The sequence below is a fragment of the Streptomyces rubiginosohelvolus genome (assembly GCF_014649875.1).
GTDB lineage: Bacteria > Actinomycetota > Actinomycetes > Streptomycetales > Streptomycetaceae > Streptomyces > Streptomyces rubiginosohelvolus.
Map to the genome: position 1 here is coordinate 297187 of NZ_BMTW01000004.1, position 26548 is coordinate 323734.

19 protein-coding genes are annotated in these 26548 nt (G+C 72.5%); 14 read left to right on the top strand and 5 right to left on the bottom strand.

Going from position 1 to position 26548, the window contains the following annotated elements:
- Nucleotides 1–8 precede the first annotated feature (8 nt).
- From IE134_RS13495 to IE134_RS13515, 5 genes are all read left to right on the top strand, one after another.
- Nucleotides 9–500 carry a MarR family winged helix-turn-helix transcriptional regulator gene (locus tag IE134_RS13495; protein WP_089114436.1) on the top strand — a complete coding sequence of 164 codons (492 nt, stop codon included), beginning with the start codon at nucleotides 9–11 and terminating at the stop codon, nucleotides 498–500.
- 51 nt (nucleotides 501–551) lie between these two features.
- Entirely contained in the window at nucleotides 552–3506 is a 2955-nt protein-coding gene (locus IE134_RS13500) for an FAD-binding and (Fe-S)-binding domain-containing protein (RefSeq protein WP_098893945.1), read from the top strand.
- 264 nt (nucleotides 3507–3770) lie between these two features.
- Entirely contained in the window at nucleotides 3771–5255 is a 1485-nt protein-coding gene (locus IE134_RS13505) for a Gfo/Idh/MocA family protein (RefSeq protein WP_189430610.1), read from the top strand.
- Between the two features lie 157 nt (nucleotides 5256–5412).
- A complete protein-coding gene (locus tag IE134_RS13510; protein ID WP_189430611.1) occupies nucleotides 5413–7278 on the top strand; it encodes an ABC transporter transmembrane domain-containing protein in 1866 nt (621 codons plus the stop codon).
- The gene (locus IE134_RS13515) at nucleotides 7275–9056 is read left to right on the top strand and encodes an ABC transporter ATP-binding protein (protein ID WP_030714037.1); all 1782 of its coding nucleotides are present in this window, start codon (nucleotides 7275–7277) and stop codon (nucleotides 9054–9056) included. The genes IE134_RS13510 and IE134_RS13515 overlap by 4 nt, the downstream gene beginning before the upstream one ends.
- 122 nt (nucleotides 9057–9178) lie before the next feature.
- On the opposite strand, the gene IE134_RS13520 is transcribed toward IE134_RS13515, so the two are convergent.
- Nucleotides 9179–10750, bottom strand: a complete 1572-nt coding sequence (locus IE134_RS13520) for a fused MFS/spermidine synthase (protein ID WP_098017522.1) — start codon at nucleotides 10748–10750, stop codon at nucleotides 9179–9181.
- Nucleotides 10751–10977: 227 nt separating this feature from the next.
- On the opposite strand from IE134_RS13520, the gene IE134_RS13525 reads away from it, so the two are divergent.
- Both IE134_RS13525 and IE134_RS13530 read left to right on the top strand, forming a co-directional pair.
- Nucleotides 10978–11988, top strand: a complete 1011-nt coding sequence (locus IE134_RS13525) for a phosphotransferase (protein ID WP_189430682.1) — start codon at nucleotides 10978–10980, stop codon at nucleotides 11986–11988.
- A 125-nt stretch (nucleotides 11989–12113) separates the two neighbouring features.
- Nucleotides 12114–13475, top strand: coding sequence for an NAD(P)/FAD-dependent oxidoreductase (locus tag IE134_RS13530; protein ID WP_030714030.1), 1362 nt, complete (start codon nucleotides 12114–12116; stop codon nucleotides 13473–13475).
- A 46-nt stretch (nucleotides 13476–13521) separates the two neighbouring features.
- On the opposite strand, the gene IE134_RS13535 is transcribed toward IE134_RS13530, so the two are convergent.
- Both IE134_RS13535 and IE134_RS13540 read right to left on the bottom strand, forming a co-directional pair.
- Entirely contained in the window at nucleotides 13522–15057 is a 1536-nt protein-coding gene (locus tag IE134_RS13535; protein WP_098017525.1) for an ATP-dependent DNA ligase, read from the bottom strand.
- A gap of 83 nt (nucleotides 15058–15140) precedes the next feature.
- Nucleotides 15141–15932 (bottom strand): metal-dependent hydrolase, encoded by a 792-nt coding sequence (locus tag IE134_RS13540; protein ID WP_030714025.1) that lies wholly within the window; start codon nucleotides 15930–15932, stop codon nucleotides 15141–15143.
- Between the two features lie 77 nt (nucleotides 15933–16009).
- On the opposite strand from IE134_RS13540, the gene IE134_RS13545 reads away from it, so the two are divergent.
- Nucleotides 16010–18583 (top strand): DEAD/DEAH box helicase, encoded by a 2574-nt coding sequence (locus IE134_RS13545; RefSeq protein WP_179255616.1) that lies wholly within the window; start codon nucleotides 16010–16012, stop codon nucleotides 18581–18583.
- Nucleotides 18584–18617: 34 nt separating this feature from the next.
- A complete protein-coding gene (locus IE134_RS13550; protein ID WP_010062360.1) occupies nucleotides 18618–19493 on the top strand; it encodes an acyl-CoA thioesterase in 876 nt (291 codons plus the stop codon).
- Between the two features lie 9 nt (nucleotides 19494–19502).
- Here the strand turns inward: IE134_RS13550 and IE134_RS13555 are convergent, their stop codons facing one another.
- On the bottom strand, nucleotides 19503–19757 hold the full coding sequence (locus IE134_RS13555) for a DUF6011 domain-containing protein (protein ID WP_030714014.1): 255 nt from the start codon (nucleotides 19755–19757) through the stop codon (nucleotides 19503–19505).
- Between the two features lie 173 nt (nucleotides 19758–19930).
- On the opposite strand from IE134_RS13555, the gene IE134_RS13560 reads away from it, so the two are divergent.
- From IE134_RS13560 to IE134_RS13580, 5 genes are all read left to right on the top strand, one after another.
- A complete protein-coding gene (locus IE134_RS13560) occupies nucleotides 19931–20890 on the top strand; it encodes a DUF389 domain-containing protein (RefSeq protein ID WP_098017527.1) in 960 nt (319 codons plus the stop codon).
- A gap of 22 nt (nucleotides 20891–20912) precedes the next feature.
- A complete protein-coding gene (locus IE134_RS13565; RefSeq protein WP_189430613.1) occupies nucleotides 20913–22376 on the top strand; it encodes a DUF2252 domain-containing protein in 1464 nt (487 codons plus the stop codon).
- A gap of 187 nt (nucleotides 22377–22563) precedes the next feature.
- Complete coding sequence (locus IE134_RS13570) at nucleotides 22564–23907, top strand: chloride channel protein (protein ID WP_189430615.1); 1344 nt, start codon at nucleotides 22564–22566, stop codon at nucleotides 23905–23907.
- A gap of 198 nt (nucleotides 23908–24105) precedes the next feature.
- Nucleotides 24106–24630, top strand: a complete 525-nt coding sequence (locus IE134_RS13575) for a GNAT family N-acetyltransferase (RefSeq protein WP_097886876.1) — start codon at nucleotides 24106–24108, stop codon at nucleotides 24628–24630.
- Between the two features lie 50 nt (nucleotides 24631–24680).
- A complete protein-coding gene (locus IE134_RS13580; protein ID WP_030714001.1) occupies nucleotides 24681–25169 on the top strand; it encodes a glutathione peroxidase in 489 nt (162 codons plus the stop codon).
- Nucleotides 25170–25236: 67 nt separating this feature from the next.
- Here IE134_RS13580 and IE134_RS13585 read toward each other — a convergent pair whose 3' ends face one another.
- Entirely contained in the window at nucleotides 25237–26463 is a 1227-nt protein-coding gene (locus IE134_RS13585) for an acyl-CoA dehydrogenase family protein (RefSeq protein ID WP_032788552.1), read from the bottom strand.
- Between the last annotated feature and the right edge of the window lie 85 nt (nucleotides 26464–26548).

A 26548-nucleotide genomic window follows, 5' to 3' on the forward strand; every position in this document is an offset into this window, starting at 1 on the left:
GTTCCCGTATGGACGCCCCGGATTCCCCCGCCCCCTCCGAGTCACCTGATTCCCGCGATTCTCGTGATTCCCACGACGGTCTGCTCGCCGAGCAGCTGCTGCGGCTCACCCGGCGGCTGCACCGCATCCAGCGCCGCCAGCTGGATCCGATCGACATCACTCCGGCCCAGTTCCGGCTGCTGCGGACGGTCGCGAGTTACGACGCGGCCCCCCGGATGGCGGATCTGGCCCGTCGGCTCGACGTCGTCCCGCGCGCCGTGACCACGCTGGTCGACGGCCTGGAGGCGAGCGGCCGGGTGCGTCGCGCCCCGGATCCCGACAGCCGCCGGGTGGTCCGCATCGAGATCACCGACGAGGGGCGCGCCACGCTGCGGTCCCTGCGCAGCGCGCGCCGGGCCGCCGCAGAGGAGATCCTGGCTCCATTGACCGCCGATCAGCGCGAGGTGTTCGGTGAGCTGCTGTCCGCTCTGGTCGACGGAATGCCGGAGCGCCACTGCTGAGCGCCGTTGCCGCGTGCCATCGCTGAGCGCCGAGCCGAGGGGAAGGTCGACATGCCGCTGCTGGAGCCCGATCCGGAAGCCCTGCGCCCCGGAACGGTGAGGGACCCCGCCCCCGACCGGGTGACCGATCGCAGTGCGGGCGGCACCCCCGAGCCGCTGCGGAGCGACCTGATCGCCCTGCTCGGCGCGGACAAGGTGCTCTGGAAGATCTCCGACCTCGTGCGGTACGCCTCGGACGCCAGCCCCTACCGCTTCCTCCCCCGGGTCGTGCTGGTCCCCGAGGACCTCGACGACGTGTCCGCGATCCTGTCGTACGCCCATGGCAAGGGCCGTTCCGTCGTGTTCCGGGCCGCGGGCACCAGTCTCAACGGCCAGGCCCAGGGCGAGGACATCCTCGTCGACGTACGCCGTCACTGGACCGGTGTGGAGGTGCTGGACGACGGGGCGCGGGCCCGGATCCTGCCGGGCACCACCGTCATGCGGGCCAACGCCACCCTCGCCCGGTACGGCAGGCTGCTCGGCCCCGATCCGGCCAGCGCCATCGCCTGCACCCTCGGCGGGGTCGTCGCCAACAACGCCTCGGGCATGACGGCGGGCACCACCCGCAACTCCTACCGGACGCTCGCCTCGCTCACCTTCGTCCTGCCGAGCGGCACCGTCGTCGACACCGCGGACCCCGCCGCCGACGAGGAGCTGGCCCACGCGGAACCGGAGCTGTGCGCGGGGCTGATGGAGCTGAAGGCGGAGATCGAGGCGGACGCGGAGCTGGCCGCCCGGATCCGCGCCAAGTACACGATCAAGAACACCAACGGTTATCGCCTGGACGCCTTCCTCGACGGGGCGACGCCGGTGCGGATCCTGCGGGGGCTGATGGTCGGCTCCGAGGGGACGTTCGGCTTCATCTCCGAGGTCGTCTTCGACACCCTCCCGCTCGACCGGCGGGTCTCCAGCGCCCTGCTGTTCTTCCCCTCCCTCACCGCCGCCGCGGCCGCCGTGCCCCGGTTCAACGAGGCGGGGGCGATCGCCGTGGAGCTGATGGACGGCAACACCCTGCGCGCCTCCGTCAGCGTGCCGGGCGTCCCGGCGGACTGGGCGGCGCTGCCCCGGGAGACGACCGCGCTGCTGGTGGAGTTCCGGGCGGCCGACGAGGCGGGCCAGGAGGCCTTCGAGCAGGCGGCGGACAGCGTCGTCGCCGATCTGGACCTGGTTCGTCCGGCCGCGTCCGTGACCAACGCGTTCACCCGGGACGCCGGGACGATCGCCGGGTACTGGAAGGCCCGCAAGGCGTTCGTCACCGCCGTCGGCGGCTCCCGGCCCTCGGGCACCACCCTGATCACGGAGGACTTCGCGGTGCCGCCCGCCCTCCTGGCGGACGCCTGCGCCGCCCTGCTGGAGCTCCAGTCGCGCCACGGCTTCGACGCCGCCGTGGCGGGTCACGCGGCACACGGCAATCTGCACTTCCTGCTCGCGTTCGACGCGGCGAAGCCGGCCGACGTGGCCCGGTACGACGCGTTCATGCAGGAGTTCTGCGCGCTGGTGGTGGACCGGTTCGACGGGTCACTCAAGGCGGAGCACGCCACCGGACGCAATATCGCGCCGTTCCTGGAGCGGGAGTGGGGGCCGCGCGCCACCGAGCTGATGTGGCGGACCAAGCAGGTCATCGACCCCGCCGGGGTCCTCGCCCCGCGCATCGTGCTGGACCGGGACCCGCGGGCCCATCTGCGGGGTCTGAAGACCATTCCGAAGGTGGAGGCGGTCGCCGACCCGTGCATCGAGTGCGGCTTCTGCGAACCCACCTGCCCCAGCGAGGATCTGACGACCACTCCGCGCCAGCGGATCGTGCTGCGCCGGGAGATGATGCGGCAGACCGATGGCTCACCGGTGGAGGCCGGCCTGCTGGACGCGTACGGCTACGACGCCGTGGACACCTGCGCCGGGGATTCCACCTGCAAACTGGCCTGCCCGGTCGGTATCGACACCGGGGCGATGATGAAGGGCTTCCGGCACCGCAGGCACACCCCTCGCGAGGAGCGGATCGCGGCCCTCGCCGCGAAGAACTTCCGGGCGGTGGAGGCCTCGGCGCGGCTGGCTGTGGCGGCGGCCGACACGATCGGGGAGCGGGTGGGGGACGCCCCCCTTCAGGCCGTGACGCGGCTCGCCCGCAAGGCCGTGCGCCCCGATCTCGTACCGGAGTGGCTGCCGCAGATCCCCGGTGCGGCGGCGCGGAAACTGCCGGACACGGAACGCGTCGGGGCGAGCGCGGTGTACTACCCGGCCTGCGTCAACCGCATCTTCGCCGGGCCGGACGGCGGCGACGCGGGGCCGGGACTCTCCCTGGCCGAGGCGGTCGTCGCCGTGTCCGGGCGGGCCGGAAAGCCGGTGTGGATCCCCGAGGACGTCACGGGGACCTGCTGCGCGACGATCTGGCACTCCAAGGGGTACGACGCCGGCAACAGGATCATGGCGAACCGGATCGTGGAGGCCGCCTGGGGCTGGACGGCGGGCGGGACGCTGCCGCTGGTCGTCGACGCCTCCTCGTGCACGCTCGGCATCGCCGAGGAGGTGGTGCCCTACCTCACCGAGGACAACCGGGCGCTCCACCGCGAACTGACCGTCGTGGACTCGCTGGTGTGGGCGGCCGAGGAGCTGCTGCCGCATCTGACGGTGTTCCGGACGGCTGGCTCGGCGGTCCTGCATCCGACCTGCTCGATGGAACATCTGGGTGACGTGGGGCAGTTGCGGGCGCTGGCCGAGGCCTGTGCGCAGGAGGTCGTGGTCCCGGACGACGCGGGGTGCTGCGCGTTCGCGGGCGACCGGGGCATGCTCCACAAGGAGTTGACCGACTCGGCGACCGCCAAGGAGGCCGCCGAGGTCGACCGCCGCCCCTACGACGCCTATCTGTCGGCGAACCGGATGTGCGAGATCGGCATGGAACGCGCCACCGGGCACCCGTACCGCTCGGCGCTGATCGAACTGGAACACGCCACCCGGCCGACGCTCCCGTGAGCCGGTGACGGCGGGCGCCAACACCCCCGCCGGCCTGCACAGATGAGCGTTTGAAGGCCCCGATTGGTTGCACCAGTCGGGGCTTCGGCGTGCCGTGAGAAAAGTCCAAGGTTTGAGGACAAGAGTCCAAATACTTCCCTTGCGCACCATCAGCCTCACCCTCCAGGGTCCTTACCGAGCCCCGGTCCCGCCGCCCGTATCCGTACGGCGGGACCGGACGTGCTCGCGCACCGTCTGAACCCCCACACCCCACCTGGAGGCTCGATGAACGACGACGCCCGGCCCGCACCGGAACCGCAGGACATACCCCCGCACAGCGGTGCGGCCGACGAGGTGAACCGGCAGGATCCCAGCCGCCGTTCGGTGCTGTGGACCACGGCGGGCGTGGCCGGGGCCGGACTCGGCCTCGGCGCACTGGGCGCAGGCACCGCGTCGGCGGCCGGGGCGCGTGCCCCCGAAGCCGTCACCGCCGCGGAAGCCGTGGCCGCCGCCCCTCCCTGGCAGGGCCGCACCATGGCGGGCGTGCCCTTCGAGCGGCGCTCCACGGTACGGGTCGGCATCATCGGCCTCGGCAACCGCGGCGACAGCATGATCGACCTCTTCCTCGCCCTCCCGGGGGTCCAGGTCAAGGCGGTGTGCGACACGGTCCGGGACAAGGCGGAGAAGGCCGCCAAGAAGGTGACGGCCGCCGGTCAGCCCGCCCCCGCGATCTACGCCAAGGACGAGCACGACTACGAGAACCTCTGCAAGCGCGGGGACATCGACTTCGTCTACGTGGTGACGCCGTGGGAGCTGCACTTCACGATGGCGAAGACGGCGATGCTGAACGGCAAGCACGTCGGGGTGGAGTGCCCGATCGCGATGCGCCTGGAAGAGCTGTGGCAGCTCGTGGATCTCTCCGAGCGCACCCGGCGGCACTGCATGCAGCTGGAGAACTGTTGTTACGGCAAGAACGAGATGCGGGTGCTGCGGATGGCGCACGCGGGTCTCTTCGGCGAACTGCAGCACGGCGCGGGGGCCTACAACCACGATCTGCGTGAGCTGATGTTCGACCCCGACTACTACGAGGGTCCGTGGCGGCGGCTGTGGCACACGCGGCTGCGCGGTGACCTCTACCCCAACCACGGCTTCGGTCCGGTCGCCAACTACATGGACGTCAACCGGGGCGACCGGGTCGTCAGCATCAGCAGCTTCGGCACCACCCCCCTGGGGCTCGCCGCGTACCGCGAGGAGCACATGCCACCGGGCGACCCGAGCTGGAAGGAGTCGTACATCGGGGCCGACCGGACGATCAGCCTCGTGCAGACCGCCAAGGGCCGGGTGATCCGGCTGGAGCACGATGTGTCGTCGCCGCACCCGTACTCGCGGATCAACAGCCTCGGCGGGACCCGGGGCGTGTTCGAGGACTACCCGGAGCGGATCTATCTGGAGCCCACGAACACCAACCACCAGTGGGACGACTTCAAGAAGTACGCCGAGTGGGACCACTGGCTGTGGAAGGAGCACGCCAATCCGCCGGGCGGCCACGGCGGGATGGACTACATCATGGTGTTCCGCCTGATGCAGTGCATGCGGCTCGGTCTGGTGCCCGACTTCGACGTGTACGACGCGGCGGTCTGGACGGCCCCCGTGCCGCTGAGCCATCTGTCCATCAAGGCCAAGGGCGCGCCCCTGCCGATCCCGGACTTCACCCGGGGCGAGTGGAAGAAGACCCGGTCCGGCATGGACTCGGAGAAGCCCGCGGAGTGACGTCTCCGGGGTCCCGGGCCTGCTCGGCCCGGGACCCGCGGGGCGGGGGCGACCGGGAGAAAACCGGTTGCCCCGGAACGGGACGAACAGGGACTCTTGCACGTCACCCTGTCTTCGAGGTCCGTCCGGATCTCCGTTTCACGAGCCCTGGGACGTCATGCAGATTCGCGACCTTCCGTATTCGGATCCCGGCGACCCCGATGTCCGTTCGGGCCCTCGCTTCCTGTTCTGGCTCGGCCGCAATCAGCTCGGCGGGCAGCTGAAGTCCCTCTCCTGGGGGCTGCTGCACCAGCTGGCCATCGCCGGTCTGCCGGTCACCGTCGGGCTCGCCGTCCAGGCCGTCATCGACCGATCCGGCGGGCGCCTCGCCCTGGCGGGCGGCCTCATCGTGGCCCTCGGCGTGCTGATCGCCGTCGGCGACACCATGCTCCACCGGACCGCCGTGACCAACTGGATCACCGCCGCCGCGCGGGTCCAGCAGTTGCTCGCCCGCAAGACGGCCGAGCTGGGCTCCGCGCTGACCCGCCGGGTCGCGGCCGGTGAGGTCGTGGCCGTGTCGACCGGCGATGTGGAGAAGATCGGCTGGTTCGTCGAGGCGCTCTCCCGGTTCGCCGCCGCTGCCACCGCCCTCGTGGTGATCTGCGTCGGCCTGGCGTTCTACCTCCCGTCCCTCGGACTGATGGTGGCGCTCGCCGTGCCGGTGCTCGCCCTGGCCGTGCTGCCGCTGCTGCCGCGCGCCACCCGCCGCGCCGACGAGCAGCGCGAGAAGGCGGGCAAGGCCACCGAACTGGCCTCAGACACCGTCGCCGGGCTGCGGGTGCTGCGCGGTATCGGCGGCGAGGAGCTGTTCCTCGGCCGCTACCGCCGCGCCTCGCAGGAGGTCCGCCGCGCGGCCGTGCGCAGCGCCAGGATGTGGGCGCTGATCTCGGCGGTGCAGGTGCTGCTGCCGGGGATCCTGCTGATCTCCCTGGTCTGGTACGGGGCGACGCTCGCCCGGGACGGCCGCATCGACGTCGGTCAGCTCGTCACGGTCTACAGCGCGGCCACCCTGATGCTGTTCCCCTTGCGTCACTTCGAGGAGATCGCGATGGCGTACTCCTTCTCGCGGCCCTCCGCCCAGCGTGCGGTGCGGGTGCTGTCGCTGCACCGGAGTGCGCAGGAGGCCACGGTGGAGGGGGTGACGCCCACCGGTGATCTGTACGACCCGGCGACCGGGCTGATGGCCCCGCGCGGGCAGTTCACCGCCGTGGTCTGCGGCGACCCGGACGAGGCGGGCCGGCTGGCCGACCGGCTCGGCGGGCACGCGGAGACCGGCGAGGAGGACGAGAAGGCTGCCGCGGCGACCCCGTCCGTGCTGCTCGGCGGGGTCGCCCTGGACGAGATCCCCCTGGACGCCGCACGAGCGGCGGTCCTGGTCCAGGACAAGGACCCGGTGCTGCTGTCCGGCACGCTCCGGGAGCTGCTGGACGTCCCGTCCTCGGGCCTGGTCACCGCGGACGCGGCGCTGGAGGCGGCCCAGTGCGGTGATGTGCTGAGCGCGCTGGCCCAGGCGTCCGCCGACAATGACGGGGACCCGATGCGGACCCGGATCACCGAGCGCGGCCGGTCCCTGTCCGGCGGCCAGCGCCAGCGCCTCGCGCTGGCCCGGTCCCTGGTCACCGACCCGGAGGCGCTGGTGCTGGACGAGCCGACCTCCGCGGTCGACTCGCACACCGAGGCACGGGTCGCCGCCGGGATCGCGAAGCTGCGCCAGGGGCGTACGACGGTGGCGTTCGCCTCGTCGCCGCTGCTGCTCGACGCCGCCGACCGGGTGGTCCTCGTCCACGAGGGCACGGTCGTCGCCGTGGGGAACCACCGCGACCTGCTGCGCACCGAATCGCGCTACCGGGCGGTCGTCACCCGCGAGACCGACGACGAGGCCGCCGCCGCGAACGCGGTGAACGGCGTCGGCGACGTCCCCGCCCCGAAGAGCGACGACGTCCCCGCCATGAAGAGCATCGAGGAAATCGAGGAGAGGGCATGATCGGCGTCGCACCCCCGGCGTACGACCCCGCGGCCCCGGAGTCGGCGACGACGCTGCCCGTGGGCACACCGACGACCGTACGGAGTTACGTACGGAGTCTGCTGCGCCGGCACCGCAGGGCGTTCACCGTCCTGATCGCGGTCAACGCGGTGGCGGTGATCGCCTCGATCACCGGACCGTATCTGCTGGGCGGTCTGGTCGAGGACCTCTCGGACGGGGTCACCGACCTGCATCTGGAGCGTACGGCCGCGATCTTCGCGGTGGCGCTGGTCGTCCAGGTCGTGTTCACCCGCTCCATGCGGCTGCGCGGCGCGATGCTGGGCGAGGAGATGCTCGCGGATCTGCGCGAGGACTTCCTCGTCCGGTCCGTCGGGCTGCCGCCCGGTGTGCTGGAGCGGGCCGGGACGGGTGATCTGCTGTCCCGGATCACCACGGACATCGACCGGCTGGCGAACGCGATGCGCGAGGCCGTGCCGCAGTTGGCGATCGGCGTCGTGTGGGCCGGGCTGCTGCTCGGCGCGCTGACGGTGACCGCTCCCCCGCTGGCGCTGGCCGTGCTGATCGCGCTGCCGGTGCTGATCGTGGGCTGCCGCTGGTACTTCCGCCGCGCCCCTTCCGCGTACCGCTCGGAGGCCGCCGGTTACGCGGCCGTCGCCGCGATGCTCGCGGAGACCGTGGACGCGGGGCGGACCGTGGAGGCGCACCGCCTCGGCGGCCGCCGGGTGGCGCTGTCGGACCGGCGGATCGAGGAATGGACCGCGTGGGAGCGGTACACGTTGTTCCTGCGCTCGGTGCTCTTCCCCGTCATCAACGCGACGTACGTGACGATCCTCGGCGCGGTCCTGCTGCTCGGCGGCTGGTTCGTGCTGGAGGGCTGGCTGACGGTCGGGCAGCTGACGACGGGGGCGCTGCTGGCCCAGATGATGGTCGACCCGATCGGTCTGATCCTGCGCTGGTACGACGAGCTCCAGGTCGCCCAGGTGTCGCTGGCGCGGCTGGTCGGTGTCCGGGACATCGAGCCGGACGCGGGCGACGCCGAGGTCGGCCCCGACGGCCGACACGTACGGGCGGACGAGGTCCGTTTCGGGTACCGGGAGGGCGTCGACGTCCTGCACAAGGTGTCGCTCGACGTGGCTCCGGGCACCCGGCTCGCCCTGGTCGGCCCGTCCGGCGCGGGCAAGTCGACGCTGGGCCGGCTGCTGGCGGGGATCTACGCGCCCCGCACCGGTGAGGTGACGCTCGGCGGGGCCGAGTTGTCGCGGATGACGGCGGAGCGGGTCCGTGAGCATGTGGCCCTGGTCAACCAGGAGCACCATGTCTTCGTCGGTTCGCTCCGGGACAATCTGCGCCTCGCCCGCGAGGGGGCGAAGGACGCGGAGCTGTGGGCGTCGCTGGCCGCGGTCGACGCGGACGGCTGGGCGAAGGCGCTGGAGAAGGGGCTGGACACCGAGGTCGGTTCGGGCGGGTTCGCGCTGACCCCGGCGCAGGCGCAGCAGATCGCGCTGGCCCGGCTGGTGCTCGCCGATCCGCACACGCTGGTGCTGGACGAGGCGACCTCACTGCTCGACCCGCGGGCCGCCCGCCATCTGGAGCGTTCCCTGGCCCGGGTGCTGGAGGGCCGTACGGTGGTGGCGATCGCGCACCGGCTGCACACCGCGCACGACGCGGATGTGATCGCGGTCGTGGAGGACGGCCGGATCAGCGAACTGGGCAGCCATGACGAGCTGGTGGCGGCGGGCGGCGCGTACGCGTCGCTGTGGCGGTCCTGGCACGGGTGAGGCAGCGCGTCCGAACGGCCCGGTGACCCCGCCCGAACAGCCTGGGATCGCCGGGCCGTTCGGCGTCACCGAGGCGTCCGGATACCACGGACCGTTCGGGCGTCACCGAGCCGTCCTCGGCGTCACCGGGCCGTTCGGACGGGGTGGGGCTGGAGGAGCTGGTCGACGGGCGCGTGGTCGTCGGTGAGCACCCGGGCGTTCCCCGCCCAGGCGGTGAGGGTGTCGCCGGTGGCGATCCTCCAGCCGACGTCCCGGGCGTCCATGGCTTCCTGGATGGCGGGGGCGTCGAGCGGCCGGGCGGAGGCGACGACCACCATATTGCCGCCGATGCTCGATGCCGTGGGGTCCAGGCCGATGTCCGCGGGCTTCCCGAGCAGCGCGACATGAGGGAAGGTCGCGGCGAGGGTGGCGACCTCGGCACGGGCGAAGGCGAGCCGGCCGTGGTCGATGAGGTTGGTGACGTACAGACCGTCCGCGTCGAGCGCCCGGCGTACGTCCTCGATCGCCTGGGACGTCGTGAGGTGCCAGGGCGCGCTGACGCCTCCGAAGGCGTCGCCGACGACCAGGTCGTGGCTGCCCTCCTCCAGCCGCCGCAGACCGAGCCGCCCGTCTTCCACCCGTACGTCGATGCCGGTCGCGGCCGCAGTGCCCAGGCCGAGCCGGTCGCGGTCGATGCGGACGACCCCGGGGTCGATCTCGGAGACGAGGCTGCGGGTCCCGGGTCGGGCGGCCGCGAGGTAGCGGGGGAAGGTGAGGCCGCCGCCCCCGATGTGGTGGGCGGTCAGCGGCTCGCCCTCGGGGAAGGCGGTGTCGGCCACGGAGGCGAAGGCGCGTACGTACGCGAACTTCAGGTACGCCGGGTCCTCCACGTCGACGTAGGAGTGGCGCAGGCCGTCCAGGACGAGCGTGCGGCCGCTGTCCCGGTCGGGGTCCGTGACGACTCGGGCGCAGTGGTAGCGGGTCTCCGCGTCGCAGCCGCCGGGGGCGAACCCGGTGGCGAGGGTGCCCGCGACGACGGTGGCGAGGGCCACGGCCGTGGCGCGCCGCCAGCGCCGGGCCTGCCAGCCGGCGAGGGCGGCCCCGAGCACCAGCAGCGTGCCGAGGCCGATCAGGATGGAGCTGACGGGCAGCCGCGTGACCAGGACGAATCCGGTGAGCACGGTGCCGACGATGGCTCCGAAGGTGCCGACGCCCGACAGCCGCCCGACGACCGTCCCGGTTTCAGCGAGGCTGGTGAGCCGCAGCTTCGTCACGAACGGGGTCACCGCGGCGAGCAGCGCGCCCGGCACGAGGAGGGTCGCCGACGCGACCAGCAGGAGCAGCGCGGGAGACCACTCGGCGGTGGTACGGAGCAGGAGCGGGGTGAGCGCGACGACCACGCCCGACACCCCGAGCGCGGGGGCGATGAGCCGGTGCGGATCGACCTGGTCGGCGATGCGCCCGCCCAGCCAGGAGCCCAGGGCGATGGCGGTCAGCGCGATGCCGATCACCATCGTGCTGGTCTCCAGGGTGAGGCCGAGGTACGGGGCCAGCAGCCGCAGGGCGACGATCTCGACCACGAGGACGGCGGCCGAGGACCCGAAGACGAGGACCGCCGCGGCCCGGGAGCTCAGCCCCTGGTCGCGGGGCGGGGCGTCGTCCACGGAAGACACGGGAGAGCCGTCGGCCGCGGGCGAGGAGGACGAGGTGGTCACCGCAGCATCCTCGCACGGGGCGGGCGGCCGAACTCCCGCCGTTCCAGGGGCCGGAGGGGCAAGGACAATCGATCCGGGCAGGACGGGAACGGGTGTTCCCGGAAATTGCGGTGCACCCGCGCCGGGGTCGGTGATCCCATGATCAGGTGCGCAGAGACGAGAAGCCCGGGCCCGACGCGACCACGACCGCCGTGACCACGACCGCCCTGGCCGGAACCGACGCGACCATGACCGACACGACCACGACCGTGGACCGGGGGCGTTTCCCGGACGCCGTGACGCCCTGGGAGGACCCGGCCTGGCGCGCGGAGGCCCTCGCCTGGGTGGCCGAGGGCCTAGCCGCTCACGGGCTGGTGGAGACGGGCCCCCGGGCGGTGCGGCTGCGTCCCTGGTCGGTGCTGGTGCGGCTGACCGTCGCCGGGACCGCGCCCGTCTGGTTCAAGGCCGTTCCGCCCGCCGCGGCCTTCGAGGCGGGGCTCACCGAGGCGCTGGCCCGCTGGGTCCCGGCCCAGGTGCTGCCTCCGCTCGCCGTCGATGCGGCACGGGGCTGGACGCTGACCCCGGACGGCGGTCCGGTGCTGTCGGAGGTCCTCGACGGACGGCCCGGCGACCCCGACCCCGGGTACTGGGAGGAGCCGCTGCGCCAGTACGCCGCGATGCAGCGGGAGCTGGCCCCGTACGCCGAGGCGATCGAGGCGCTGGGGGTTCCGGCGGCCCGGCCGCGCGATCTGCCCGCGCTGTTCGACCGGCTGGTCGCGGGGAACGCCGCGCTGACCCGGGAGGACCGGGTGGCGCTGGAGGCGCTGCGGCCCCGGGTGGCCGACTGGTGCGAGGAGCTGGCGTCGTCGGGGGTGGCGGACTCGTTGGACCACGCCGATCTGCACGAGAAGCAGTTGTTCGCACCCGTGGCCGGGCGGTACGCCTTCTTCGACTGGGGCGACGCCTTGGTCGGGCATCCGTTCTGCAGTCTGCTGGTGCCCGCGCGGGCGGCCCGTGAACGCTGTGGCCCCGAGGTGCTGCCCCGGCTGCGGGACGCGTATCTGGAGCCGTGGACCGGCGGGGGTGTCACGACGGCGGGGCTGCGCCGTGCGGTGAGCCTGGCGTGGCGGCTGGCGGCGCTGGGCCGGGCCGCCTCGTGGGGGCGGATGTTCCCCGTACCGCCGGGTGGTCCGGGCGTGTGCGGGGATGCCGAGGGCGCCTACTGGCTGCGGGAGCTGTCGGCCGCCCCGCCCCTCTGATCGGGCCCGTTTCACCCCTGCCAGGAGGCGGATGCCGGAGCATCCGGTGAGGATGAGGGGTGAATCACCCGGTAAACGGGGCAGGCGAGCGCAGAACCACGCAAGCCCGAGAAGGGACGCAGACCGTGGCACCACCCAGGATTCTCGTCGTCGGCGCCGGCTTCGCAGGCGTCGAGTGCGTACGCCGTCTGGAGCGCAGGCTCGCTCCGGGCGAGGCCCAGATCACGCTCGTCACACCTTTCTCCTACCAGCTCTATCTGCCGCTGCTCCCCCAGGTCGCCTCCGGGGTGCTCACGCCGCAGTCCGTGGCGGTGTCGCTGCGCCGCAGCCGACGCCACCGGACCAGGATCGTGCCGGGCGGCGCGATCGGCGTGGACACGCAGGCGAAGGTCTGCGTGATCCGGAAGATCACGGACGAGATCGTGAACGAGCCGTACGACTACCTCGTGCTGGCGGCGGGCAGCGTCACCCGGACGTTCGACATCCCCGGGCTGCTGGACAACGCCCGGGGGATGAAGACGCTCGCCGAGGCCGCGTACGTCCGCGACCACGTCATCGCCCAGCTGGACCTGGCGGACGCCAGTCACGACGAGGCCGAGCGGGCCTCCCGGCTCCAGTTCGTCGTGGTCGGCGGCGGGTACGCCGGCACGGAGACGGCTGCCTGCCTCCAGCGTCTGACCACCAACGCGGTGAAGCACTATCCGCGGCTGGACCCGCGCCTGATCAAGTGGCATCTGATCGACATCGCGCCCAAGCTGATGCCGGAGCTCGGCGACAAGCTCGGCCTGGCCGCGCTGGAGGTGCTCCGCAAGCGGAACATCGAGGTGTCGCTCGGGGTCTCGATCGCCAAGGCGGGGCCGGAGGAGGTCACGTTCACCGACGGCCGGGTGCTGCCCTGCCGGACGCTGATCTGGACCGCCGGGGTGGCCGCGAGTCCGCTGGTGGCCACGCTCGGCGCGGAGACGGTACGCGGCCGGCTCGCCGTGACCCCGCAGATGCAACTGCCGGGCGCGGACGGGGTGTTCTCGCTCGGCGACGCGGCCGCGGTGCCCGACCTGGCGAAGGGCGACGGGGCGGTCTGCCCGCCCACCGCACAGCACGCGATGCGCCAGGGCCGGGTGCTGGCGGACAACCTGATCGCCTCGGTGCGCCACGAGCCGCTCAAGGACTACGTCCACAAGGACCTGGGGCTCGTCGTGGACCTCGGCGGCAAGGACGCCGTGTCCAAGCCGCTGGGCATCGAGCTGCGCGGGCTGCCCGCGCAGGCGGTGGCCCGGGGCTACCACTGGTCGGCGCTGCGGACGAACGTGGCGAAGACCCGGGTCATGACGAACTGGATGCTGAACGCGGTCGCCGGTGACGACTTCGTACGGACCGGGTTCCAGTCCCGCAAGCCGGCGACGCTGCGGGACTTCGAGTACACGGACGTGTATCTGACGCCCGAACAGATCAAGGAGCACACGGCGGCGACGGTCATCAAGCACTGAGCCGCCGGGCCCTCTACGAGCGCGCCCCTTCAGGAAAGGGGCGCGCTCACGGCTGCCGGGACAGCACCGTCTCCACGGTGTCCGCCTCCTGGGCGGTCTTGTCGTCGCGGTAGCGCAGGACGCGGGCGAACCGCAGGGTGACCCCGGCGGGGTAGCGGGTGGAGCGCTGGAGTCCGTCGTAGGCGATCTCCACGACGAGTTCGGGGCGTACGGTGACGACATGGCCGTCGTCGTCGGTGGCCAGCTCGCCCAGCTTCTCGGTCTGCCAGTCCAGCAGGGCGTCCGTGAGCCCCTTGAAGGTCTTCCCGAGCATCGCGAACGTACCGTCGGGGCGCCGTGCGCCCAGGTGCAGATTGGAGAGCTTGCCGGTGCGCCGGCCGCTGCCCCACTCGACGGCCAGCACCACCAGGTCCAGGGTGTGCACGGGCTTCACCTTCAGCCAGGACGCGCCCCGGCGGCCCGCGCTGTAGGCCGCGGCGAGGTCCTTGACGACGACGCCCTCGTGGCCGCGCTCCAGGGTGTCGGCGAGGAACGCGTCGGCCGCCGCGCGGGCCCCCGGGTCCGCCGCGTCGGGGACGAGGGTGCGGCGGACCCGGAGGTGCTCGGGGAGGAGCCGGGCCAGGGCCGCGTGGCGGTCGGTGAGGGACAGGTCGAGCAGGTCCTCGTCGTCGACGAGGAGCGCGTCGAAGAAGACCGGGACGACGGGCACGTGCGCCGCCGCCTCCGCCACGTCGCGCCGTGAGCCCACCCGGGAGGCGGTCTCCTGGAACGGCCGGGGTCTGCCGTCCTCCCCGAGGGCGATCACCTCGCCGTCCAGGATGAAGCGGCCGGCCGGAAGGGCGGCGACGGCGGCGGTCAGCTCGGGCAGCCGGTCGGTGATGTCGTCGAGGGTGCGGGTGTAGGCGCGGATCCGGTCGCCGTCGCGGTGGACCTGCACCCGGATGCCGTCGAGCTTCTCCTCGACCGCGCACGCGCCCAGTTTGCCGAGGGCCTCGCCGACCGAGGCGGCGGTGTGCGCCAGCATCGGCTGGACGGGCCGCCCGACCGTGAGCCGGAAGGCGGCGAGCGCCTCGGGCCCGTCCGCGAGGAGGACTCCGGCGACCTCCTGGAGCGATCCGGCGAGCATCACGGCGCGCCGGACGTCGGCGGGCGGGGCGTCGGCGGCATGCGCCAGGGCGTCGGCGGCGACGGCGTCCAGGGCTCCCTGGCGTACCTCGCCGGTGAGCAGGGCCCGCAGGAAGCGCTGTTCGTCCTCGGTGGCGGCGGCGAACAGGGTGCGCAGGTGCTCCTTGCGCCGGGCCTGGGAGCCGGGTCCCGAGACGGCGGCGAGGGCGGTCAGCCCGGCGTCGACGCCGGTGACGGTGAGAGTGGGTTCCGCCGCGGGCTCCACCGGGTCGCCGAAAGACCGCCATCCCACTCCGATCCGGCCCTGGGGCAGCCGTCCGGCGAGGTACGGGATGACGACGGGGACGTCCTCGGGTCCGGCCCTCCGGAAGAGGCCGGCGAGGAGGGCCACCTTCTTGGACCGGGCGGAGGTGGCGGCGACCTCCAGGGACACCTGGGCGAGCTCGGCGAGCAGCATGCGCCCATGGTGCTACGGGGCGGAGCGCGCCGCCCGCCGGAAGGACACCGGGCGCGCCGCCGGCCCGCCGCGCGCCGGGTACGTCATATGAAGTTGAGGGCGGCCGCCCCGCCCACTCCCCCGAGCACCATGAAGGCGGGCATCAGCACCTTGATCTCCACCCAGCTGCCGGCGCGGAAGCGCATGAACTTCGGCGGACCGAGCGGGTACCAGCGCTTGCCTCCGATCGGGAGGGGCCACAGGACCGGGCAGCCGGAGACGGTCAGGGCGTCGCCGATGTCGTGGACGAGGGCGCCGAGCACGATGGGCAGGCCGAGCCACATGTACTCCTGGCCGGGGGCGTCGAACAGCCAGTCGGCGCCGTTGCCGGGCTTGGCGAGGACGCCCGCGAGGATCCAGGCACTGGTCGCGCCGAGCAGCCAGACGAGCACGTCGCTGGAGACCCTGGCCGCCCGCCAGAGCAGGCCCTCCACGGCGAGCACCAGGTGGACGAAGAGGATCGCGAGGACCCCCCAGCGCCCTCCGGCGACCGCGGCGAAGGAGCAGCCTGCCCCCATCAGCACCGCGAAGAACCAGGTGTGGGTGAGGGTGCGGTGGCCGCCGCTGCGGCGGGGGTCCGCGGTGCTCTTCGTGGCCTTGTAGACGGCGTAGGAGAGCTTGTCGGTGATCTCGCAGAGGGCCTTGGATATCGGTCCGAAGGCGCGCGAGATGGTCGCGGCCTTGTGGTCGAGGTCGGGGGCGAGCGCCGCTCCGGCGCAGATCAGCGCCCCGACGACGAGGACCGGCCAGGGCATCGTGTGGCCCGCGGCGGCGGCCGCCGCGCCCACCCCCAGCCAGGCCGCTGCCCCTGACAGAGAGTGTGCCGGTCCCATCATGGTCTGTCCCGCCCCCAGTGGTTCGTACGCCCATCACCGGTACGGTGCGGGCAGGTTGAGACCGCAGCGTATCGCCCATGATCTTGGTCGCGTCGGCCGGTTCCCTCATCCGGCCGGAAGACAGGCAAGATGGGGGCGTGACCCTCATCGACCAGCTTCCCCAGACAGCCGACCCTGACGCCCTCTTCGAGGCTTTTTCCTCATGGACCGAGAGCCAGGGCATCACGATGTACCCGGCTCAGGAGGAGGCGCTGATCGAGGTGGTCTCCGGGGCGAACGTGATCCTGTCCACCCCGACCGGCTCGGGCAAGAGCCTGGTGGCGGCGGGCGCGCACTTCACGGCGCTGGCGCAGGACAAGGTCACCTTCTACACGGCTCCGATCAAGGCGCTGGTGTCGGAGAAGTTCTTCGACCTGTGCAAGCTCTTCGGCACCGAGAACGTCGGCATGCTGACCGGTGACGCCTCGGTCAACGCGGACGCCCCGGTGATCTGCTGTACGGCCGAGGTGCTGGCCTCCATCGCGCTGCGCGACGGGAAGTACGCCGACATCGGCCAGGTCGTGATGGACGAGTTCCACTTCTACGCGGAGCCGGACCGGGGCTGGGCCTGGCAGATTCCGCTGCTGGAGCTGCCGCAGGCGCAGTTCGTGCTGATGTCGGCGACGCTCGGCGACGTCTCGATGTTCGAGAAGGACCTGACCCGCCGTACCGGCCGCCCCACCTCCGTGGTGCGCTCGGCGACCCGCCCGGTGCCGCTGAGCTACGAGTACCGCTTCACGCCGATCACCGAGACGCTGACCGAGCTGCTGGACACCCGGCAGTCGCCGGTCTACATCGTGCACTTCACGCAGGCGGCGGCCGTCGAGCGGGCGCAGTCGCTGATGAGCATCAACATGTGCACGAAGGAGGAGAAGGAGAAGATCGCCGATCTGATCGGCAGCTTCCGCTTCACCACCAAGTTCGGCCAGAACCTCTCCCGTTACGTACGCCACGGGATCGGGGTACACCACGCGGGGATGCTGCCGAAGTACCGCCGACTGGTGGAGAAGCTGGCCCAGGCGGGGCTGCTGAAGGTGATCTGCGGGACGGACACGCTCGGCGTCGGCGTCAACGTCCCCATCCGTACGGTGCTGTTCACGGCGCTCACCAAGTACGACGGGAACCGGGTGCGGACCCTGCGGGCGCGGGAGTTCCACCAGATCGCCGGGCGGGCCGGGCGGGCCGGGTTCGACACGGCGGGCTTCGTCGTGGCGCAGGCCCCCGAGCACGTCATCGAGAACGAGAAGGCCGTCAAGAAGGCGGGCGACGACCCGAAGAAGAAGCGCAAGGTGGTCCGCAAGAAGGCTCCGGAGGGCTTCGTCGCCTGGTCGGAGACCACCTTCGACAAGCTGATCACCTCGGACCCGGAGCCGCTGAACTCGCGCTTCCGGGTCACCCACACCATGCTGCTCGCGGTCATCGCCCGGCCGGGCAACGCCTTCGAGGCGATGCGGCATCTGCTGGAGGACAACCACGAGCCGCGCCGGGCGCAGCTGCGGCACATCCGGCGGGCTATCGCCATCTACCGTTCGCTGCTGGACGGCGGGGTGGTGGAGCAGTTGGAGACTCCGGACGCCGAGGGCCGGATCGTGCGGCTGACGGTCGACCTCCAGCAGGACTTCGCGCTGAACCAGCCGCTGTCCACGTTCGCGCTGGCCGCGTTCGACCTGCTGGACGCCGAATCGCCTTCGTACGCGCTGGACATGGTCTCGGTCGTCGAGTCGACGCTGGACGATCCCCGGCAGATCCTGGCCGCCCAGCAGAACAAGGCGCGCGGCGAGGCCGTGGGGCAGATGAAGGCGGACGGGGTCGAGTACGAGGAGCGGATGGAGCGGCTCCAGGAGGTCACCTACCCCAAGCCGCTGAGCGAGCTGCTGTGGCACGCGTACGACGTGTACCGCACGAGCCACCCGTGGGTGAACGACCACCCGGTGTCGCCGAAGTCGGTGATCCGGGACATGTACGAGCGGGCCATGACCTTCACGGAGTTCACCTCGCACTACGAGCTGGCCCGGACCGAGGGCATCGTGCTGCGGTATCTGGCGAGCGCGTACAAGGCGCTGGAGCACACGATCCCGGACGACGTGAAGTCGGAGGACCTCCAGGACCTGATCTCCTGGCTGGGCGAGATGGTGCGTCAGGTGGACTCCAGCCTGCTGGACGAGTGGGAGCAGCTGGCCAATCCCGAGGTGGAGACGGCCGAGCAGGCGCAGGAGAAGGCGGACGAGGTCAAGCCGGTCACGGCGAACCCGCGTGCCTTCCGGGTGCTCGTGCGCAACGCGATGTTCCGCCGGGTGGAACTGGCCGCGCTGGACCGGGCCGGTGCCCTGGGCGAGCTGGACGGCGAGTCCGGGTGGGACGAGGACGCGTGGGGCGAGGCCCTGGACGCGTACTGGGACGCGCACGAGGAGATCGGGACCGGTCCGGACGCGCGGGGCCCGAAGCTGCTGAAGATCGAGGAGGACCCGGCGCACGGGCTGTGGCGGGTCTGGCAGGCGTTCGCCGACCCGGCGGGCGATCATGACTGGGGCATCAAGGCCGAGGTGGACCTCGCGGCGTCCGACGAGGAGGGCCGGGCGGTCGTCCGGGTCACCGAGGTCGGCCAGCTGTGAACCGGACTCCGACGCGCAAGGGGAGAGGTACGGCATGACGAACCCGGCCGAGCATCTGGTCGATCTTCTCGACCTGGAGCCGATCGAGGTCAACATCTTCCGGGGCCGCAGCCCGGAGGAGTCCCTGCAGCGGGTCTTCGGCGGGCAGGTCGCGGGCCAGGCGCTGGTGGCGGCGGGCCGGACGACCGACGGGGAGCGGCCGGTGCACTCGCTGCACGCCTACTTCCTGCGGCCGGGGCGTCCCGGGGTGCCGATCGTCTACCAGGTGGAGCGGGTCCGGGACGGCCGGTCCTTCACCACCCGGCGGGTGACGGCGGTCCAGGAGGGCCGGACGATCTTCAACCTGACGGCGTCCTTCCACCGCCCCGAGGAGGCGGGCTTCGAGCACCAGCTGCCGCCCGCCCGGATCGTCCCGGACCCGGAGGAGCTGCCGACGGTCGCCGAGGAGGTGCGCGAGCACCTGGGCGCGCTGCCGGAGGCGCTGGAGCGGATGGCCCGCCGCCAGCCCTTCGACATCCGGTACGTCGACCGGCTGCGCTGGACGAAGGACGAGATCCAGGACGCCGATCCGCGCAGCGCGGTGTGGATGCGGGCGGTGGGCCCGCTGGGGGACGACCCGCTGGTGCACACCTGCGCGCTGACGTACGCGAGCGACATGACGCTGCTGGACGCGGTCCGCATCCCGGTGGAGCCGCTGTGGGGTCCGCGGGGCTTCGACATGGCGTCCCTGGACCACGCCATGTGGTTCCACCGGCCGTTCCGGGCGGACGAGTGGTTCCTGTACGACCAGGAGTCGCCGATCGCGACGGGCGGCCGGGGCCTGGCGCGGGGCCGGATCTACGACCGTTCGGGGCAGCTGCTGGTGTCGGTGGTGCAGGAGGGGCTTTTCCGGCGGCTGGCGAGCGACTAGAACAGCCTTTTACGTGCCCGGCAGCGGGTCCTGGTCGACCTCGTGGCGGCGGGTGCGGATGTCCGGCGGCGCCGGGTGCAGCTTGGCGTCGCAGGACGGGCCGAGGCCGGCCCGCCGCGAGTCGGTCCCGGTCAGGGGGCGGCCGCAGAGCCGGCAGCGGACGAGGCGGCGGCCCTCCGGCGTCCCGTCGTCGGTGGCCTGCTCCTCGCGGACCGCTTCGTCGGCCCCGGGCAGGGGTTCGGGGAAGGCATCGGGTGTGTCCACCCCTCGATGATCGCAGGCCGGGCGGGCCGGGGCCCGCGGCATCGGTCTCCCGGCCCGGACGGATGACCGCCGGTTTGCCGAACCGTGCCGGGGCCGCGTTACTGGAATGAGCCCCGGACCGCCTGCCGGGCACAGCTCCGTGCGACGGGGCCGGGAGCCGCGGAGGTGCCGGGATGGACATGATCCACATCCGCGCGGTGAGCCCGCCGGACCTGACCGACGAGGTCGTCGGCCTGCTCTCGGACGACCCGTGCGTCCTCAACCTGATCGTCCAGCGCGACGCCGCGCGCCGCCCCGACGGCGACGCCATCGCCTGCGACGTACTGACGGGGGCGGCCAACGACGTGCTGCACCGGCTGCGCGCCGTCCACCTCGACCGGCGAGGCTCCCTCGTCATCGAACCCGTCGACATGGCCTTCTCCGGTGCGGCCACCGAGGGCGGGCAGCGCGCGCTGGGGCCGCTGAGCCGGGCGCCGGTCTGGGAACAGGTCGAGGCACGCATCAGATCCGGGGGCCGGTATCCGCCGAGCTTCTACCTCTACCTGGTCATCGCCGGTCTGATCGGTTCGGTCGGCATCGTCACCAACTCGCAGATCCTGATCGTCGGGGCGATGGTCGTCGGGCCGGAGTACGGGGCCATCGTCAGCGTGGCGCTGGGGATCGACCGCGGCCACCGGTCCATGGTGCGCGGCGGACTGGCCGCCCTGGGCGTCGGCTTCCTCCTCACCATCGTGGTCACCTTCCTCTTCGCCCTCCTCATCCGCGGTTTCGGGCTGGAGTCTGAGGCGTTCGACCGGGGGCTGCGCCCCGTCTCCAACCTCATCAACACACCGAACTTCTTCTCCGTCGCCGTCGCCACCCTGGCCGGGATCGTCGGGATCGTGTCGCTCACCGAGGCCAGGACCAGCGCTCTGCTCGGGGTGTTCATCTCCGTGACGACGATCCCGGCCGCCGCGGACATCGCCGTCTCGTCGGCGTTCACCAGCTGGTCCGATGTGCGGGGCTCGGCCATCCAGCTCGTCGTGAACATCCTCGTGCTGATCGTGGTGGGCACGGCCGCGCTCAAGGCCCAGCGCGCGATCTGGCAGCGGATCCGCCTGCGCCGCGACCGCCGACTCGCCGAGAACGCCTGAGGAACACCGGAAGGAGCCATCCATGGACCGGGAAGCCGAGGCGCGACTGCGCGCCGCACCGCACGCGACGCCGGACGAACGCGCGGCGCTGGGCAGGGCCGCCCGCCGGAAGGCTCCGCGGTCGAGCCACGCGGAGTTCTCCCCGTCGACGCACCGCCCCGACCCGCTGACCGTCCTCGAAGCGCAGTCGGCGGAGCGGGTTCCCGAGCTGGTCCCGATCCGCTACGCCCGGATGACCGAGTCACCGTTTCGCTTCTACCGGGGCGCGGCCGCGCTGATGGCCGCCGACCTGGCCGGGACCCCGGTCTCCGGGATCCGGGCGCAGTTGTGCGGGGACGCCCATCTGCTGAACTTCCGGCTGCTGGCCTCCCCCGAGCGGAATCTGCTCTTCGACATCAACGACTTCGACGAGACGCTGCCGGGGCCCTGGGAGTGGGACATCAAGCGGCTCGCGGCGAGCCTCGTCATCGCGGGGCGGGCGAACGGCTTCACGCACCGGGAGCGGGCCGGGATCGTGCGGGCCTCGGTCCGCTCGTACCGGGAGGCGATGGCCCGGTTCGCGGGCATGCGCAATCTGGACGTCTGGTACGCGCGGACGGACGCCGAGCGGCTGCGCACGGTGGCCGCTGAGCAGTTGGGCGGGCGGGGGCGCAGGAATGTCGACCGGGCGTTGGGGAAGGCCCGGTCCCGGGACAGTCTGCAGGCGTTCGGGAAGCTCGCCGAGGTGGTCGACGGTCGGCTGCGGATCGCGGCGGACCCGCCGATGGTCGTCCCGCTGACCGATCTGACGCCGGGGGTGGACCGGGACGCGGTGTTCCGGCAGTTCGGCTCCATGCTGGCGGGGTACGCGCGCAGCCTGCCGCCCGACCGGCGCAGCCTCCTGGAGGACTTCACGCTGGTGGACGTGGCCCGGAAGGTCGTCGGTGTGGGCAGTGTCGGCACCCGGTGCTGGATCGTCCTGCTGCTCGGCCGGGACGGCGGGGATCCGCTGCTGCTCCAGGCCAAGGAGGCCGGCCCGTCGGTGCTGGCCGAGTTCGCCGGGGCGAGCCGGTACGCGAACCAGGGGGAACGGGTGGTCGCCGGGCAGCGGCTGATGCAGGCGGCCGGTGACATCTTCCTCGGCTGGGAGCGGGCCGACGGCCTCGACGGCCGGAGCCGGGACTTCTACGTGCGCCAGTTGCGCGACTGGAAGGGCATCGCCGAACCGGAGGCGATGGTGCCGAAGGGGATGCGGGTGTTCGGCGAGGTGTGCGGGGCCACGCTGGCCCGCGCCCATGCCCGGTCCGGGGACCGGATCGCCATCGCCGGCTATCTGGGCGGCAAGGATGTCTTCGACCGGGCGATCGCCACGTTCGCGGAGTCGTACGCGGACCGCAACGAGCTGGACCACCGGGCACTGGTGGACGCGGTGGCCGCGGGGCGGCTGCCCGCGGCCGGCGCGGACGACACCTCCGGCGCGGACGGTCCGGCGGGGCCGGGCGGCTGACCTTCCGCGCCGGAGGGGGTGTTCCCGGTGGCGGCGGGCGGCCCGGCCGGCCGCCGCGTGGTATCCCGGCGTGAAGCCGTGGGGGACGCCCTCTTCCGATGTCCGACGGCCGGGTGGGGTGTGCCCCTGCCCGACGGCCAGGGGGACGCCCCTTTCCCGACCGTCGTCACGCCGAGGAGCCGCGCCCATGCCGACCACGCCTCCGGCCGCCCCCATCACCGCACCGGAGGACCCATACGCGGCGGTCCGTACGCGGAAGTACGCGGGGCTGCTGCTGATGGCGGCCGTCCTCGGGGTGCCGGTCTCGGCGATCGCGTTCGGCTTCCTGGCGCTGGTCTCGGAGCTCCAGTCGCTGACGTACACGGAGCTGCCGAAGGCGCTGGGGTTCGAGGCGACCCCGTCGTGGTGGCCCGTTCCGCTGCTCGGCGTCGCCGGGCTCCTGGTCGGGCTCGTCGTGCGCCGGCTGCCGGGCGGGGGCGGGCACCGGCCGGCGGAGGGACTGGTGTCCACCGGCGCACCGCCCGCGGCGGATCTGCCCGGGATCGTGCTCGCGGCGCTCGTCTCGCTGGGCGTGGGCGCGGTGCTGGGGCCGGAGGCGCCCCTGATCGCGCTGGGCGGCGGGCTGGCCGTCTGGGCGGCGGGCCGCGTCAAGCGGGACCTGCCCCCGGATGCGCGGTCCCTGGTCGGGGCGTCGGGGAGCTTCGCCGCGGTGAGCGCCCTGCTGGGGTCGCCGCTGCTGGGCGCGTTCCTGCTGATGGAGGTGGCGGGTCTGGCCGGGCCGATGCTGGGCGTGGTCCTGGTGCCCGGGCTGCTCTCGGCGGGCGTCGGCGCGCTGATCTTCACCGGGCTGGGGTCCTGGACGGGGCTCGGGACGTACTCCCTGACGCTGGGCGAGGTACCGCCGGCGGCCACCCCCGATGCCGCCGGGTTCGGGTGGGCGCTGCTCCTGGGGGTCGCGGCGGCCTTCGCGGGTGCGGGCATCCGCCGGCTCTCGCTGGCCCTCCAGGAACGCGTGGAGCGGCGGACGGTGGTGGCCACGGCGGTCATGGGCCTCGTCGTCGGCGCGCTGGCGCTGGTGTACGCCGAGACGTCGGGCAAGGAGGGTTCCGAGGTGCTGTACTCGGGCGAGCACGAGCTGGGCCACCTCCTCTCCACGAGCGCGGAGTACTCGGTCGGGGCGCTCGTGCTGCTCATCGTCTGCAAGTCGCTCGCCTACTGCGCCTCGTTGAGCTGCTTCCGGGGCGGCCCGGTCTTTCCCGCGATGTTCGTGGGCGCGGTGGGCGGTGTCGCGCTGTCCCATCTGCCGGGGCTGCCTCTCACGGCGGGGTTCGCGATGGGCGTCGGGGCCATGTGCGTGGCGATGCTGCGGCTGCCGATGACCTCGGTGCTCCTGGCGACGCTTCTGCTGGGCAGGGAGGGGCTCACTGTGATGCCGCTGGTGATCGTGGCAGTGGTGGTGGCGTACGTGGTCACCCTCCGGCTGACGCCCGCGCCGGCGGATCGGGGCGGGGCACGGCCGGAGGCCGGGTGAAATCTCCCGTACCGGTGTCATCCGTACCCGGTGGCGGGCAGCGCATCCGGGTAGGGGGTGGACGGCACCGGTGGAGGTGACGGTCGCCGGGGGCGCACTCCGTGCACCCTGGAGACAGCCTCCGCCCGGGGCGCGCGGCCCGCTCCCGGCTGCGCCGCCGCGCCCCTTCGACCGTTCCGCCGTGAAAGGACCCCGCGCATGACCGAGATCGTCCATGTGTCCGCCCCCGAGCTGGTCACGTACGCCGACGACCTGGCCGGCCTGCTGGTCGAGACCGTCGATGAGGGGTCCTCGGTGGGCTTCCTGGCCCCGTTGGACCGAGAGGCGGCCGCCATCTGGTGGCGGGAGCGGGCCGCCGCGGTGGAGGCCGGGAGCATCGGCATCTGGATCGCCCGCGAGGGCGGCCGGGTCTCCGGGACGATCGCCCTGGTCCGCGCCCCGCTGCCGAACGCCCGCCACCGGGCGGAGGTCGCCAAACTGATGGTCCGTCCCTCCGCGCGCGGCCAGGGGCTCGGCAGGGCGCTGCTCGCGGCGGTGGAGGCGTACGCGGCGACCGAGGGCATCACGCTGCTGATCCTGGACACCGAGACCGGCAGCCTGGCCGAGCAGGTCTACTGCGGGGCGGGGTGGACGAAGGTCGGGAGCGTGCCGGGATACGCGGCGAATCCCGCGGGCAGCCTCAAGCCGACGACCTTCTACTACAAGGAGCTCGCCGCTCCGTGAGCGGCGGGCGGCACAATGAGCTGCACCACGCAAGGAACAGGGAGAGTTTCATGACGCTGCACGACATTCCGCTGCGCACCCTCACGGGCGAGCCGACCACGCTGGGCGCGTACAGCGGCCGGACCGTCCTGGTGGTGAACGTGGCCTCCAAGTGCGGGCTCACCCCGCAGTACGAGGGCCTGGAGCGGCTGCAGCAGAACTACGGGGACCGGGGTCTGACCGTGCTCGGCGTCCCGTGCAACCAGTTCGCCGGGCAGGAGCCGGGCAGCGCGGAGGAGATCCAGACGTTCTGCTCGACGACGTACGGGGTCAGCTTCCCGCTGCTGGAGAAGGCCGACGTCAACGGCGACGGCCGGCACCCGCTGTACGCGGAGCTGACGCGGCTGGCGGACGCGGACGGGGAGGCCGGGGACGTCCAGTGGAACTTCGAGAAGTTCGTGATCTCGCCGGCCGGTGAGCCGGTGGCCCGGATCCGTCCGCGCTCGGAGCCGGAGTCCACGGAGGTCGTGGCGGCGATCGAGGCGCACCTGCCGGGCTGAGCCGACGGGGAAGGGGCGGCCGGGGATCCATGTCCCCGGCCGCCCCTTCCGTACGTCCGCCTCTCCGCTAGCGGATCGGCATGCCCGAGAGCGTGCGGGCGATCACCAGACGCTGGATCTCGCTGGTGCCCTCGAAGATGGTGTAGATGGCCGCGTCGCGGTGCATGCGCTCGACGGGGTACTCGCGGGTGAAGCCGTTGCCGCCGAGGATCTGGATCGCCTGCGCGGTGACGTCCCGGGCGGCCTCACTCGCGTACAGCTTCGACATGGAGCCCTCGGCCGAGGTGAACGGCTTGCCGGTGGTGGCCATCCAGGAGGCGCGCCAGACCAGCAGCCGGGCCGCGTCGATGCGGGTGCGCATGTCGGCGAGCTGGAAGGCGATGCCCTGGTTGTCGATGATCGGGCGGCCGAACTGGCTGCGGGTCTTCGCGTAGTCGAGGGCGACCTCGTAGGCGGCGCGGGCGGTGCCGACGGCCATCGCGCCGACGGCCGGGCGGGAGGCCTCGAAGGTGGCCATCGCCGCGTTCTTGACCCGCTCGCCGCCCGCCTTGGCGCGCTCCCGGGCGCGGGCGAGGCGCTCGTCGAGCTTCTCCTTGCCACCGAGCAGGCAGTGGCCGGGGACGCGGACGTCCTCCAGGACCACCTCGGCGGTGTGGGAGGCGCGGATGCCGTGCTTCTTGAACTTCTGGCCCTGGGAGAGGCCGGGGGTGTCCGGCGGCACGATGAAGGAGGCGTGGCCCTTGGAGCCGATGTCGGGGTCGACGACGGCGACGACGACGTGGACGTTGGCTATGCCGCCGTTGGTCGCCCAGGTCTTGGTGCCGTTGAGGACCCACTCGTCCTTGGCCTCGTCGTAGACGGCCCGGGTGCGCATCGAGGCGACGTCGGAGCCGGCGTCGGGCTCGGAGGAGCAGAAGGCGGCGACCTTCACGTCGTCGGCGTCGCCGTACATCTGCGGGATCCAGGTGCCGATCTGCTCCTCGGTGCCGTTGGCGAGGACGCCGACGGCCGCCAGGCCCGTACCGACGATCGACAGGGCGATGCCCGCGTCGCCCCAGAAGAGCTCCTCCATAGCCATGGGGATGCCCAGACCCGTAGGGTCGAAGAACTGCTGGGCGTAGAAGTCCAGGGAGTAGATGCCGACCTTGGCCGCTTCCTGGATGACGGGCCAGGGCGTTTCCTCACGCTCGTCCCACTCGGCGGCGGCGGGGCGGATGACATCCGCCGCGAAGCCGTGGAGCCACTCCTTGACCTGCTTCTGGTCATCGTTGAGCTCAAGCGTGAACTCGGCCATGTTTCCCCTCCAGGCACTGCGGCGAAAACCATGCGTTACTCGCGGTAACCACAGTCTGTTACCGGCAAGTAGGTACTGTCAACCG